This window comes from Caulobacter sp. GW822-FHT01G02, from assembly GCF_058802865.1.
The window spans coordinates 313,605-327,082 of record NZ_JBXAON010000006.1; the positions used below are offsets into that span (position 1 = coordinate 313,605).

Below are 13,478 nucleotides of genomic sequence, written 5' to 3' on the forward strand. Positions count from 1 at the left end.
AGTTCTGGCGTGGCGGTAGCCAGACCGGGTAGTCCTTGGATCTAAGGTCCATACCCTGGAGCGCCGATGTTCACGAAGTCCTGGCTCATTTCCCTGCCGATGCTTGCCCTGGCTAGCGGCGCCGTGGCCCAGACCGCGCCGATCGTGAAGCCCGTCGGTGACGGCTACCAACTGAGCCGGGGGCTGGAGGACTTCTACGATACCGCGTTCGTCATGAAGGACGCCAAGACCGGCAAGCCCCGCGTCGTGAGCTTCGCCGAGGCCGCCGAGTTGCTGTCGGGCTACGACGTCGTGTTCTTCGGCGAAAGTCACCGCCATCCCGGCGTGCATCTGCGACAGCAGGAGCTGTTCCGCGCTCTGGCGGCCAGGAACCCGCGCTATATCCTGTCGCTGGAACAGTTCGAGCGCGACACCCAGCCGGTGGTCGACGCCTATCTGGCCGGCAAGGTCGGCGAGAACGCCCTGAAGGAAAAGGGCCGGGCCTGGGACAACTATCCGACCTCGTACCGGCCGCTGGTCGAGTTCGCGCGGACGCATGGCCTGCCCGTGGTGGCCGCCGAGGCGCCGACCTGGGCGATCTCGTGCATCGGCCAATGGGGCCCCGAAATCCTCAGCCAGTTCACGCCGGAGGAACGCGGCTGGATCGCGCGCGATCTCAATCCGGGGACCGGCGCCTATCGCGCCAAGTACATGCGCTTCCAGTCCGGCGCGGCGGCCCATGGCGGCGGCGCGAGCCAGTCGCCCGAGGCGCTGCTGAAGGCCGAGCGCAGCCTGGCCGGCCAGACCGCCCGCGACGACACCATGGCCGAGGCCATTTTTATGGCGCTGAGAGCCCATCCGGGCTCAAAGGCCCTGCATCTGAACGGTAATTTCCATAGCGCGGCCTTCCTGGGAACCGTCGAGCGGCTGAAGCTGCGCGACCCCGCCCTGAAGATCGCGGTCATCGACCCCCTGGAGGTCGATGACGCCAAGGCGCCGGCCTTCAAGGCCGCCGATCTGGAGAACGGCACGCTGATCCAGCTGATCTATCCAAATCCGCCGACCTTCGTGGACGGCGAGGACACCGGCGCGTGGGTCCAGGCCCTGATGGCCAAGCGCAAGGCCAGCGCCTGCAAGTACTCGCCGCCGGGGACCGCCGAGCCGGCCAAGCCCTAAACCGCGCCGCCCCCTCTGACATCCGCCGAAGGCCGCGCTATATCCCCGCCATGGCCGAAGCGTTCAACGACATCACCCTCTCCGCCGACAAGGCGACCCGCTATGCCGAGGTCGCCGACGAGATCGCGTCCGTGCTGGATGGCGAGCCCAACGTCACCGCCCGCATGGCGACGGTGGCCTCGATGCTGGCCAACAGCTTCGACCACTATTTCTGGACCGGCTTCTACGTCGTGGATCCCATGAAAGAGCGCGAACTGGTGGTCGGGCCCTACCAGGGCTCGCTGGGCTGCTTGCGCATCGCCTACGGGCGCGGCGTCTGCGGGGCGGCGGCGGCCACGGGCGAGACCCAGCTTGTGCCGGATGTGCACGCTTTCCCAGGCCATATCGCCTGCGACAGCCGTTCGGAGAGCGAGATCGTCGTGCCGGTCTTCGGCCCCGACGGCCAGTTGATCGCGGTGCTCGACGTCGATTCCGACAAGCCCGCCGCGTTCGACGCCACCGACCAGCTGTGGCTGGAGAAGATCCTCAAGACGACTTTTGCATAAAAGGTCGACCGAACCGCCGGTCTGACACATGGCCCGCCGATTGCAGGCCTTGATCCATCTTTCCCTAACCCGAGCCGGAGTAGGACAGCTGGACATGTTGGACGTCGAAACCCTACACCCGAACCTGCTGAGCGCCGAAGACGTGGCGCTGTGGCGGAGCCTGGCCGTCGCTCAGGCGGGTTTCGGCAATCCGTTGCTGGGCCCCGACTTCGCGCAAGCCATTGGAAGTGTTCGGGAAGACGCGCGCGTGGCGGTGGTCCGCCGCGACGACCAGACCCAGGGCTTTCTAGCCTATCACCGCCGTCCGGGCGGCCTGGCGCGGCCGATCGGTTCTCCGTTGTCGGACTATCACGGCCTGGTGGCCCGTCCCGATGCGGGACTTGATCTGGGACAGGTGCTGCGCGCCGCCGACGTCTCGGTTTTCCGCTACACCGGCCTCGTCGATCCGAATGGCCTGTTCCCGGCCTCGCCGGAGACCGATCGCACAGCCTATCTGATCGATCTGGAGGGCACGACCGCCGAGGCCTATCTGGAGGCCATCCGCGCCGCGAGCCCCAAGAAGATCAAGAACTACCGCCGCCTGGACAACAAGCTGGACCGCGAGATCGGGCCGGTGCGCCTGGTCGCGGGCGACGTTTCGCGCGACGCGTTCAACCAACTGATCGACTGGAAGCGTGAGCAACTGGAGCGCACCGGCGCCCACGACTTCCTGCGCGCCGACTGGACCCGCGAGTTGATGGCGGACCTGTTCGCGCGTCGCTCGGGCGACTTCCGGGGGCTGATGATCAACCTCTATGCCGGCGACACGCTGGTGGGCGGCCACTTCGGCGTCCGCCTGGGCGAGGTGTACCATCCGTGGATCGCCTCGACCTCCCCCGAACACGCCGCCTGGTCGCCGGGCCAGATCTTCTTCCTGCGCGCCATCGCGGCGATGCCGAAACTGGGCCTTTCCCGTTACGATCTCGGCCCCAGCCATGACCACTACAAGCGGTCTTACGGTCTCAACACCGTGACGATCGGCGAGGGCGCGGCGACCGCCGCCACGATCGGCGGGCGCATGGCGCTGTCGATCGAGAACGCCTGGACGATGGCTGGCGCCCACGGCGCGGGTCCGGTCGGACGCCTGCGCCGCCGCATGGACGCCATCGCCAGCACCGAACTGACCATGTCCGGCCGCGTGCGCGACTTCGTCGGGGCCGTGGCCTCGCGCGCGCATCGCCGCCAGGGGGGCCATCCGGAGGTCTGATGCCGCGCGTGACGATCATGATCCCGACACAGCGGCGTCCGGACGGCCTGACCGTCGCGGCGCGCTCGGTGTTCGGCCAGACCGGCGTCGACCGCGCCGAACTGGAGCTGGTGATCGTCGACAACGACCAAGTCCCGTCCGCCAAGCCCGTGGCCGACATGCTGGCCAAGGCCGCGCCGTTCCCCGTGGTCTACGTCCACGAAAAGCGCCCCGGCGTCGCCTTCGCCCGCAACGCTGGCATGGCCCGCGCCTCGGGCGAGCTGATCGTCTTCCTAGACGACGACGAGGAGGCCCCGGCCGGCTGGCTGGCGGCGCTGCTGGCGGCCCAGGTCCGCTACGACGCCGACGTGGTGTTCGGTCCGGTCCGAACTCGCGCCCCGGATCACATCGTAGAGCACCGCGACTATCTGGAGCGCTTCTTTTCGCGGGAAGGTCCCGCCGAGGCCGGTATCCTCGACCACTACTACGGCTGCGGCGACAGCCTGATCCGCCGCGCGGCCCTGCCGGATCCGGTCACGCCGTTCGCGATCGAGCGCAATCACATCGGCGGCGAGGACGACATGCTGTTCGGCCACATGCGCGCAGCCGGCGCGCGCTTCGCCTGGGAGCCGGCCGCCTGGGTCTGGGAAGAGCCGGTGCCCAGCCGCATGAACCTTCGCTACACGATCGCCCGCGCCTTCGCCTACGGCCAGGGCCCGACCTCGCACTGCGCCACGGCCGCGCCGCGCGACACTCTGGGCGTCGCCCGCTGGATGATCATCGGTCTGGGCCAGGCCGCCGTGTTCGGGGCCGTCGCCGGCTTCAAGTGGCTGACCCGCGCCAGGGACCGCGCCGAATGGCTGGACCGCGCCGCGCGGGGCCTGGGCAAGACCCTCTGGTGGGGGCCCTTCAAGATCCAATTCTACGGGAGGACCGCATGAGCGTGATCACCGACTGGACGGCGGACAAGGCCAAGGCCTTCGGCCACGAGAACCTGATGTTCAAGCACGCCCTGCACGAGCGTCCGATGTTCGACGACGAGGGGCTGGCGCGCCTGCTGGACCAGTATCCGCGCGACAAGCTGGGCGTCTTCACCATGGGCGAGGACCCCAAGGCCTGGACCACCTGGCGCAAGGGCTCGGCCGGCAATCTGAGCGGCGATCAACTGCTGGAGGCCGCCAAGACCGGCCGCATATGGCTGAATCTGCGCCAGACCAACGACCATGTGCCGGAATACGCCGCCCTGGCCGATGAGATCTTCGTCGACAAGGAAGCGCACGTGCCGGGCCTGCGCACCTTCAAGCGCGACGTCGGCATGCTGATCTCCAGCGCCAACGCCCAGGTCTTCTATCACCTCGACGTGCCGCTGGTGTCGCTGTGGCAGCTCCGCGGTGAGAAGAAGGTTTGGGTCTATCCGGTGGCGGACCCCTATGTCGGCGACCAGGCCCTGGAGAAGATCGTCCTGCGCGAGACCGCCGAGCAGTTCGCCTTCGAACCCGAATGGGACAAGGGCGCTCAGGAAGTGGCGCTGACGCCCGGGAACATGGTCACCTGGAAGCAGAACGCTCCGCACCGGATCGAGAACGGTCCCATGCTGAACGTCTCGATCTCGGTCGAATTCATGACCCCGCCGGCTTTGATGCGGGCCAACGTCATCTACGCCAACGGCGTGCTGCGCCGGCGCATGGGCATGAGCCCGCGCGTGCAGGAGGGTTTCGGGCCGACGGCGCTGGGCAAGCTGGCCGTGGCGCGTGGAGCCAAGGCCCTGGGCCTGCAGACGCCGCACGTGCACCACCTGCCGATCACCTTCGGCCTGGATGCCGCGCGACCGGGCGTTTTGGTCGAGCCCGTGCACGGCTGACCTTGCCGACCGCCGATCTTTGCCGCACTGCTTAGGCAATGAGTAAAGCGGTTACGATCGAACTGGGGGAGGGCGCCGAGCACGACGCCCGGGCCCTGCGCAATGCGTTCGGATGCTTCACGACCGGGGTGACGGTGATCACCACCGTCCGCGAGGACGGTCGCAAGGTCGGGCTGACGGCCAATTCCTTCACCTCGGTGTCGCTGGACCCGCCGCTGGTCCTGGTCTGCGTCGACCTGAAGTCGTCCAGCCTGTCCTCCCTGGACGCGGCCGGCCGCTGGGCGGTCAACGTCCTGCACGCCGAGCACCAGGCCCTGGCCCGCCAGTTCGTCCAGAAGGACACCGACCGTTTCGCCGGCGTCGAGACCGAGACCTGGCGGACCGGCGTGCCGATCCTACCCGGCTGCATGGCCAATTTCGAGTGCGAGACCCACCACGTCTTCGACGCCGGCGACCACCGGGTCTATGTCGGGCGGGTGGTCAAGCTGCGCTACGACCCCGACCACGAGCCGTTGGTCTATCTGCAGGGCCGGTTCCGCCGCGTCCATGTGGACGCGGAATGACTTCGCGCGATACGGCGGGAACCTTGGATGCTATTGACGCGCAAAACAGCGTTAGGGAGCGCATCATGCGAGACATCGCCCATTTCGTGAACGGTCAGACCCTGACCGGAGCCTCCGGCCGCTTCGGCGACGTCTTCAATCCCAACACCGGCGAGGTCCAGGCGCGCGTCCAGTTCGCGACCGACACCGAACTCGACGCCGCCGTCCAGGTCGCCGCCAAGGCCCAGATCGGCTGGGCGGCGACCAACCCGCAGCGCCGCGCCCGGGTGATGTTCGAGTTCAAGCGCCTGATCGAGCGCGACATGAACGCGCTCGCGGAAATCCTGTCGTCCGAGCACGGCAAGGTCATCGCCGACTCCAAGGGCGACATCCAGCGCGGCCTGGAAGTCATCGAGTTCGCCTGCGGCATTCCCCACATCCTGAAGGGCGAATACACCGAGGGCGCGGGTCCCGGCATCGACGTCTATTCGATGCGCCAGCCGCTGGGCGTCTGCGCGGGCATCACCCCGTTCAACTTCCCGGCCATGATCCCGATGTGGATGTTCGGCATCAGCATCGCGGTGGGCAACACCTTCATCCTCAAGCCGTCGGAGAAGGATCCGACGGTGCCGGTGAAGCTGGCCGAGCTGATGATGGAAGCCGGCGCGCCCGCCGGCGTGCTGAACGTCATCCACGGCGACAAGAGCGCCGTCGACGCCATCCTGACCCACCCGCTGATCCGCGCCGTCAGCTTCGTCGGCAGCTCCGACATCGCCCACTACGTCTACCAGACCGGAACGGCGCACGGGAAACGCGTCCAGGCCATGGGCGGAGCCAAGAACCACGGCATCGTCCTGCCCGACGCGGACATGGACCAGGTGGTAAAGGATCTCTCGGGAGCGGCCTTCGGTTCGGCCGGCGAGCGCTGCATGGCCCTGCCGGTCGTGGTGCCGGTCGGGAAAAAGACCGCCGACGAGCTGCGCGAGCGGATGGTCGCCGAGATCGCGACCCTGAAGGTCGGCGTTTCCACCGACCCCGACGCTCACTACGGCCCGGTGGTCAGCGCCGCGCATCGCGACAAGATCGCCGACTACATCCGTATCGGCGTCGAGGAAGGCGCGGAACTGGTCGTTGATGGTCGCGACTTCCAGCTGCAGGGCTTCGAGAAGGGCTTCTTCATCGGTCCGTCGCTGTTCGACGGCGTCAGGAAGGGCATGAAGACCTACCAGGAGGAGATCTTCGGCCCGGTGCTGCAGATGGTCCGCGCCGAGAGCTTCGAGGAGGCCGTGGCCCTGCCGTCCGAGCATCAGTACGGCAACGGCGTCGCCATCTTCACGCGCAACGGCCGCGCCGCCCGCGAGTTCGCCGCCAGCGTCAATGTCGGCATGGTCGGCATCAATGTGCCGATCCCGGTGCCGGTCGCCTACCACACCTTCGGCGGCTGGAAGCGTTCGGCGTTCGGCGACACCAACCAGCACGGCGTCGAGGGCGTGAAGTTCTACACCAAGGTCAAGACGGTGACCGCCCGCTGGCCGGAAGGCGAGGTGGGCGACTCCAGCTTCGTCATCCCGACGATGAAATAGGCCTTCAGGGAGCGGTGATGAGCATGCTGGTTCGACGATCCTTCCTGTCCATCGCCGCCGCCGGGCTCCTGGTCCCGACCGCGTTCGGCCAGACGAAGGCCGAGTGGGCCGCCATCGGCCAATACGGCGACAAGGCCACGCCCTTCACCGTCTTCGAGAAGGACGGGGCGCTGCATATCGACGGCGAGGGCTTCAAGTCCGCGCGGCTGACGCCTTTGGGCGGTGGTCGCTACGCCATTGCTGGCGGCGGCGAGTTGGTGCTGGAAAAGGGCGCGGCGCGCCTGAACGGCAAGGCCCTGGCCTTCCACGACTTCGGGGCCGAGACGCGCGAGCGGATCCACAGGGCCGTGCGCGCCGATCCGGTCGCCCTGCGCCGGCGCGCCCTGGCCGCCACGCCGCCGGTCGAGCAGGGCGAGCACTTGCCGTCCGATCTCGTCGACGTGACCACCATCGATCCTGGTATCAAGCTCGACATCCGCTATGCCGGATCGGACAACTTCATGGGCATCCCGCTCTACGAGACGCCGGCGGCCTATCTGCAGCGACCGGCCGCGCAGGCGCTGGGGCGGATCCACAAGGCGCTGGCGGCCCAGGGCTATGGCCTGCTGATCCACGACGCCTACCGTCCCTGGTACGTGACCTGGATGTTCTGGGAGGCGACGCCGCCGGAGGACCATGTGTTCGTCGCCGACCCGGCGCAGGGCTCGCGTCACAACCGCGGCTGCGCGGTGGACCTGACCCTCTACGACCTCAAGACCGGCCAGGCGGTCGAGATGCCCGGCCTCTACGACGAGTTCTCGACCCGCTCTTACGCCGACTTCGTGGGCGGCACGACGGCGCAGCGGGCCCGGCGCGCGATCCTGCGTCAGGCGATGGGGGCCGAGGGCTTCACCGTCTATCCCGAGGAGTGGTGGCACTTCGACTTCAAAGACTATGGCCGCTACCCGATCGGCACGAAGACGTTCACGGAGCTGGCGGGCGCTTAGGCCTCCCAGGTGAATTCGACGACGGCCCAGCCGTACGAGCGGATCCGCCAGCGGTCGTCCTCGCGGACCTGGACGAAGGTCCAGCCGCCCAGCTCCTTGAACGGCGCGCCGTCGCGCACGCCGCTCCAGCGCGTGGGCAGGGTGAAGTGGACGATGTCGCCCGTGACCCCGAAATCCTGCGGCTGCTCGAACGTGTGACGCAGTTCGCCGATGGCGCCCACGTGCTTGGCCATCGTGGCGCGCCAGAGGGACAGACCCGCCTGGCCGTGGAAGATGTGCGGCGGGAAGTTTTCCAGGATGGTGACGTCGCCCGTGGAGAAAACGCCGTCGAGCAGAGCTTCGTCGCCGGTTTCGAGAAAACGGGCGAGCGCTTCGGGCGCGGCCATCAGGGCGGGGTCGAAAGCGGGCATCGAGATTCCTCAACGTGTCAGCCCGGAAGCGCGTAGCGCTATCGGGAACCCAAGGGCAAGCGGCGGGTGCGGAGCCGCTCTCCGCCGCGCTATGGCCGGGCTGACAAGATGCGTTTGATCGCCAAGGCGTCCCGCGTCGCCGCGCCAAACTTGGTGTTGTCGAAGACGCACCAGGTTTCCGCCGTCTCTGTTTCATCAATGAGGCGGGCGGCGAGGGCGTCCTGCGCCTCGGGCGGATAGGCGCTCTCGTAGATCACCGGCGAGCCATGCCAGCGGCGATAGATCAGGTCGCGCCAGCCGCCAGGCTCGGCCGCCTCGGGAACCACGGCTGGATCGGCCGCGACGCGGGCGACTTGGAAATCCGCCAGCATCCGTTCCGGCTCGGCCGGGAACCAGCTCGGATGGCGCGCCTCCAACACGGTCGGCGCATCGGTGGATCCACGCCAGGTCCTCAAGAACGCCGCGACCAAGCCCGGCTCGAACCGCAGACTCGGCGGCAACTGCACCAGGAGCGGCCCGCGCTTGCCGCCCAGGCCGTCGGTCTCGTCGAGGAACCGCGCCAGCAGATCGTCCACGCCGACCAGCCGCCGCTCGTGGGTGATGGCCCGCGGGACCTTCACCGCGAACCGAAAGGCCGCGGGCGTCGTGGCGGCCCAGCGTTCGTAGGTCTTGCGCTGATGGGGCCGGTAGAACGCGCTGTTGATCTCCACGCAATCGAACCGCGCCGCGTAGCGCTCCAGCCCCGTTCCCTCGGCCGGGAAGTCGAGGTCGCGCGGGAAGCTCCAGCCGGCCGTGCCGATGCGGATGGTCATGCCGGATCAGCGCGCGAAGCGCCGCTCCGGTTCAGTCCCTCGGACGCCACGGCAGGACGTCGGCGCTGTGGCCGACGCCGGCCTTGGCGCACATCGACTTGATCGGGCACGCTCCGCACTTGGGGCCCTCGTGCGGACACAGCATCTGGCCCAGGCCGCGCTTCAGCAGCCAGTGCAGTTCGAACAGGTCGTCGGCGGTCCACGTGTCCGGCGCCAGGGCCATCAGCGTGTGATAGGCCTGAGTCGTGTCGCCCGCGCCGACCAGACCGATGCGCTTGGCGACGCGGTGGACGTGGGTGTCGACCACCAAGCTGCGCATGGCCAAGTCGCTGAAGTTCAGCACGCAGGCGGCGACCTTTACGCCCACGCCGGGCAGGGCCTGCAGCTCCCAGCGGGCCTGATCGACCTCCAGGGTCTTCAGGTGGTTCAGCGACAGCCAGCCGACCTTGGCCTCGATCATCTTCAGGGCGGTGGTCAGGTGGCGGGCCTTGTCGGCGGGGAAGGCGACATCGTCGATGATCCGAGCCACGGCCGCGACCGGCGCCTGGGCCAGGTCCTCCCAGCACTTGAACTCGGACCGCAGGCGCAGGAACGCCGCCCACGAGACGGCGTCCAGGGTGCGGCCGCTGATCGACGACTTCACCAACTGGGAGATCGGGTCCATGCGCGCGACAGGTCGCTGCGGGCCGAACTCACAGAGCAGGGCGTCGCGCACGCTTTCCAGCGGCGACCGGGCCAGGCCTAGGGACAGCTGCATGGGACCTCGCTACGCAAGAACATAATGGGAACATTATGCGCGCCGAACGGCGTTGTCCACAGGCGTTTGCTTGGGTTGGATCAGCGGCTGTAGCGGCCCCACAGCGCCGTCACGCGGCGGCGCAGGCGCTGGAAGGCGACGCGCGCGGGCGTCGGCGCCGGGTCGAGCGCCGGGCGCTCCTCCTCGGGCAGGGCGACGCCGGCGAAGTTGGCGATCAGGTCGCGTAGCGCGGGCTCCTGGACGGCGAGGGCGGCCTCGACCGGAGTCATCCAGTCCAGCGTGCGCTGGCCCTTCTCCGGCCAGGCTTGGAGTTCGCCGGTGACCTCCAGCGGATAGACGTCGACCTTGACCAACCGCGCCGCGCCGCTTTTCAGCTTCTTGAGGTACTCGTACTCGCCGATCGGCTGGTCGGCGATCACGCCCACCAGGCCGGCCTCCTCATAGGCTTCCTGGGCGGCGGCCGCGTGGTCGGGCTTGTCCCTCATCGGCCAGCCCTTGGGGATCACCCAGCGTCGGGTCTCGCGCGACGAGACCAGCAAGACGCGCAGGGCCTCGCCCTCGCCCCGCCAGGGCAAGGCCGCGACCTGGCGGCGCTTGCCGCCGCCGCCCGGCTTGCCTGATCCCGTATTGCCACTCGCCCTTGCCACGTCACCCCAATCCCAAGCCCGCGAACCGCGTGGTCCGCCCGTTCCGCGAATTTCAGCCACGTAGAATAGTGGCCCCGATCGCCCGAGTCGTCGCGTTGAACGTTGGTGCGACAACTCGCGCGCGCTCCGCGTGCGGAGTCGCGTCGATGAATATCGTCTGTGAACGGATCGACTCCCCGGGGGCGAGGTGAAGACCACGCGCGGGCGCGGGTGTCAAATTCGTTCGCGGTTTCGCCGAACAGGGGTCGCGCGCCAAGCCTCGCTGAGGCAGGATCGCGCTCGTTCACTGGGGATCGGAGCCGCGTCATGGCCTTCACGCTGACCGTCAATGGAGAAACCCGGACAGCCGATGTCGATGGCGACACCCCACTGCTGTGGGTGCTGCGCGACACGCTGGGTCTGGTTGGAGCCAAGTTCGGCTGCGGCGCGGCGCTGTGCGGCGCCTGTACGGTGCACCTGAATGGCGCGCCGGTCCGCGCCTGCGTCACGCCGGTCAGCCGGGTCGGGGCGCGCGCCGTCACAACCGTCGAGGGCGTCGGCAAGACCCCGGTCGGGGCCAAGGTCCAGGAGGCCTGGAAAGCGATCGACGTTCCGCAGTGCGGCTACTGCCAGGCCGGACAGATCATGTCGGCCACGGCCCTGCTGACCGCCAAGCCCAAGCCGACCGACGCCGAGATCGAGGCCGCGATGAACGGCAACCTCTGCCGCTGCGCGACCTATCCGCGGGTCAAGAAGGCGATCAAGGCCGCGTCCGGCCAGGTGGAGGTCTGATCATGGATGGCGAACTCCCGCGCGATCCGACACGCCGCTTCGTCCTGAAGAGCGGCGCGGCCGCCGGCGGCGGCCTGTTGCTCAGCTTCACCATGGCCGCCGATGGGCATGCGGCCGAGGCCAAGCGGATCAACGCCTATGTCCGCATCGCACCGGACGGCAAGGTCACCATCGCCTCGAAGGTCCCGGAGGTCGGGCAGGGCATCAAGACGGCCCTGCCGATGCTGATCGCCGAGGAACTGGACGTGGAGTGGTCGGCCGTGACGGTCGAGCAGGCCCTGGCCGACGCCAAGGTCTACGGCCGCCAGGTGGCCGGCGGCAGCATGGCCACGACCCTGGAATATGACGGCCTGCGCCGAGTCGGCGCGACCGTGCGGGCGCTGCTGATCCAGGCCGCCGCGGCGCGCTGGAACGTTCCGGTCGATAGCTGCAAGACCGAGCCGGGCTTCGTCGTGTCGGGCAAGAACCGCGCGTCCTATGGCGAACTGGCGGAAGCCGCCGCCGCCCTCACGCCGCCCGATCCCAAGACCCTGGTCCTGAAGGATCCCAAGGCTTTCCGGATCATCGGCCAGAGCCACAAGAGCCAGAACCTCGACGCCATCACCACGGGCCAGCCGCTGTACGGGATCGACGTGGTCGTGCCGGGCATGCTGTTCGCCACCTTCGTCAAGGCGCCGGTCTATGGAGCCAAGGTGGCCAGCGTCGATCTGGCGCCGGCCAAGGCTGTGAAGGGCGTGCGCGACGCCTTCATCATCGAGGGCGGGACCAACCTCAACGGGCTGCTGCCCGGCGTGGCGGTGGTGGCCGACAGCTGGTGGGCGGCGCGCAGGGGCCGCAACGCCCTGGAGATCCAGTGGGCCGAGCACCCCACCGCCGGCCAGTCCAGCGCCGGCTTCGCCGCCAAGGCCGCCGAGCTGGCCAAGGCCCCGCCGCAGCGCACGGACCGCTCGGACGGCGACGTCGACGCGGCGCTGAAGAGCGCGGCCAAGGTCGTGGCGGCGACCTACAGCTATCCCTTCATCGCCCACGCGCCGCTGGAGCCGCAGAACTGCACGGCCAGCGTCAAGGACGGCAAGGTCGAGATCTGGGCTCCGACTCAGAACCCCGAGCCGGGCCGAAAGCTGGTCGCGGCCGCTCTCAGCGTGCCGGAAGAGGCGATCACCATCCACCTAGTGCGCGGCGGCGGCGGTTTCGGCCGGCGGCTGAACAACGACTACATGGTCGAGGCCGCGGCGATCGCCGCCAAGGCCGGCGCGCCGGTCAAGCTGATCTGGACGCGCGAGGACGATATCCGCCACGACTTCTATCGTCCGGGCGCCTGGCACAACCTCACCGCCGGCCTCGACGCCTCGGGCAAGGTCACGGCCTGGAAGGACCACTTCGTCAGCTTCGGCGAGGGCGACAAGTTCGCGCCCAGCTGCGGCTTCAACGCCACCCAGTTCCCGTGCCGGGCGGTGGACAACTACCGCGTCGACGTCTCGGTCATGCCGCTGGGCGTGCCGACCGGGCCGCTGCGGGCGCCGGGCAACAACGCCTTCGGCTTCGTGCTGCAGAGCTTCACCGACGAACTGGCCGTCGCCGCAGGCAAGGATCCGGTCGCGTTCCGCCGCGAACTGCTGGGCGAGCCGCGCCTGCTGGGCGAGCCGGGCAAGGGCGACAGCTTCCACACCGGCCGGATGCGCGGGGTGCTGGACCTCGTGGCCGAGAAGTCCGGCTGGGGCCGCAAGCTGCCCAAGGGCTCCGGCCTGGGCGTGTCGTGCCACTATAGCCACCTGGGCTATGTGGCGGTGGTCATGCAGGTGACGGTCAAGGACGGGGGGCTGAAGATCGACAAGGTCTGGGCGGCCGCCGACGTCGGCCGGCAGATCATCAATCCGAACGGGGCCGAGCAGCAGATGCAGGGCTCGATCCTCGACGCCATCGGCTCGACCCTGCGCCAGGAGATCACCTTCGAGAACGGCACGGCCAAGCAGGGCAATTTCAACACCTTCCCGCTGCTGCGCATGTCCGACGCGCCTGACGTCGAGGTGCACTTCAAGCTGTCGGACAACAATCCGACGGGCCTCGGCGAGCCGGCCTATCCGCCGACCCCGGCGGCGCTGTGCAACGCCATCTTCGCCGCCACCGGCAAGCGCATCCGCAGCTTGCCGATCGGCGACCAACTGGCCTAGGACCGGGAGATAC

The 13,478-nt window shown here is 68.6% G+C and carries 14 protein-coding genes; 10 read left to right on the top strand and 4 right to left on the bottom strand.

The annotated features are described in order from the left end of the window. The first annotated feature begins 66 nt into the window (after positions 1–66). The 8 genes from AC1RNC_RS19055 to AC1RNC_RS19090 all read left to right on the top strand — a co-directional run bounded on the left by AC1RNC_RS19055 (position 67) and on the right by AC1RNC_RS19090 (position 7,897). Positions 67–1,155, top strand: a complete 1,089-nt coding sequence (locus tag AC1RNC_RS19055) for a ChaN family lipoprotein (protein ID WP_492887871.1) — start codon at positions 67–69, stop codon at positions 1,153–1,155. Positions 1,156–1,205: 50 nt separating this feature from the next. After that, positions 1,206–1,700: a GAF domain-containing protein gene (locus AC1RNC_RS19060; RefSeq protein WP_492887872.1), complete on the top strand. Its 495-nt coding sequence runs from the start codon at positions 1,206–1,208 to the stop codon at positions 1,698–1,700. 94 nt (positions 1,701–1,794) lie between these two features. Continuing rightward, on the top strand, positions 1,795–2,946 hold the full coding sequence (locus tag AC1RNC_RS19065; protein WP_492887873.1) for a GNAT family N-acetyltransferase: 1,152 nt from the start codon (positions 1,795–1,797) through the stop codon (positions 2,944–2,946). Further along, positions 2,946–3,866 (top strand): glycosyltransferase family 2 protein, encoded by a 921-nt coding sequence (locus AC1RNC_RS19070; RefSeq protein ID WP_492887874.1) that lies wholly within the window; start codon positions 2,946–2,948, stop codon positions 3,864–3,866. The genes AC1RNC_RS19065 and AC1RNC_RS19070 overlap by 1 nt, the downstream gene beginning before the upstream one ends. Continuing rightward, the gene (locus AC1RNC_RS19075; RefSeq protein ID WP_492887875.1) at positions 3,782–4,786 is read left to right on the top strand and encodes a hypothetical protein; all 1,005 of its coding nucleotides are present in this window, start codon (positions 3,782–3,784) and stop codon (positions 4,784–4,786) included. Before AC1RNC_RS19070 ends, AC1RNC_RS19075 begins: the two co-directional genes overlap by 85 nt. A 38-nt stretch (positions 4,787–4,824) precedes the next feature. Continuing rightward, entirely contained in the window at positions 4,825–5,349 is a 525-nt protein-coding gene (locus AC1RNC_RS19080; protein ID WP_492887876.1) for a flavin reductase family protein, read from the top strand. Positions 5,350–5,414: 65 nt separating this feature from the next. Further along, positions 5,415–6,911 (top strand): CoA-acylating methylmalonate-semialdehyde dehydrogenase, encoded by a 1,497-nt coding sequence (locus tag AC1RNC_RS19085; RefSeq protein ID WP_492887877.1) that lies wholly within the window; start codon positions 5,415–5,417, stop codon positions 6,909–6,911. A 17-nt stretch (positions 6,912–6,928) separates the two neighbouring features. Further along, positions 6,929–7,897, top strand: coding sequence for a M15 family metallopeptidase (locus AC1RNC_RS19090; RefSeq protein ID WP_492887878.1), 969 nt, complete (start codon positions 6,929–6,931; stop codon positions 7,895–7,897). Here the strand turns inward: AC1RNC_RS19090 and AC1RNC_RS19095 are convergent. The 4 genes from AC1RNC_RS19095 to AC1RNC_RS19110 all read right to left on the bottom strand — a co-directional run bounded on the left by AC1RNC_RS19095 (position 7,894) and on the right by AC1RNC_RS19110 (position 10,523). Beyond that, positions 7,894–8,307: a hypothetical protein gene (locus AC1RNC_RS19095; RefSeq protein WP_492887879.1), complete on the bottom strand. Its 414-nt coding sequence runs from the start codon at positions 8,305–8,307 to the stop codon at positions 7,894–7,896. The two genes, AC1RNC_RS19090 and AC1RNC_RS19095, sit on opposite strands and share 4 nt — an antisense overlap. A gap of 89 nt (positions 8,308–8,396) precedes the next feature. Then, on the bottom strand, positions 8,397–9,119 hold the full coding sequence (locus tag AC1RNC_RS19100; protein ID WP_492887880.1) for a DUF72 domain-containing protein: 723 nt from the start codon (positions 9,117–9,119) through the stop codon (positions 8,397–8,399). A gap of 31 nt (positions 9,120–9,150) precedes the next feature. Beyond that, positions 9,151–9,876: an endonuclease III domain-containing protein gene (locus tag AC1RNC_RS19105; RefSeq protein WP_492887881.1), complete on the bottom strand. Its 726-nt coding sequence runs from the start codon at positions 9,874–9,876 to the stop codon at positions 9,151–9,153. Positions 9,877–9,956: 80 nt separating this feature from the next. Further along, positions 9,957–10,523, bottom strand: coding sequence for an NUDIX hydrolase (locus tag AC1RNC_RS19110; protein WP_492887882.1), 567 nt, complete (start codon positions 10,521–10,523; stop codon positions 9,957–9,959). Between the two features lie 306 nt (positions 10,524–10,829). Between AC1RNC_RS19110 and AC1RNC_RS19115 the strand changes: the two genes are divergently transcribed. Together AC1RNC_RS19115 and AC1RNC_RS19120 are read left to right on the top strand one after the other, a co-directional pair. Next, complete coding sequence (locus AC1RNC_RS19115; RefSeq protein ID WP_492887883.1) at positions 10,830–11,294, top strand: (2Fe-2S)-binding protein; 465 nt, start codon at positions 10,830–10,832, stop codon at positions 11,292–11,294. Positions 11,295–11,296: 2 nt separating this feature from the next. After that, positions 11,297–13,465 (top strand): xanthine dehydrogenase family protein molybdopterin-binding subunit, encoded by a 2,169-nt coding sequence (locus AC1RNC_RS19120; protein WP_492887884.1) that lies wholly within the window; start codon positions 11,297–11,299, stop codon positions 13,463–13,465. The last annotated feature ends 13 nt before the right edge of the window (positions 13,466–13,478 follow it).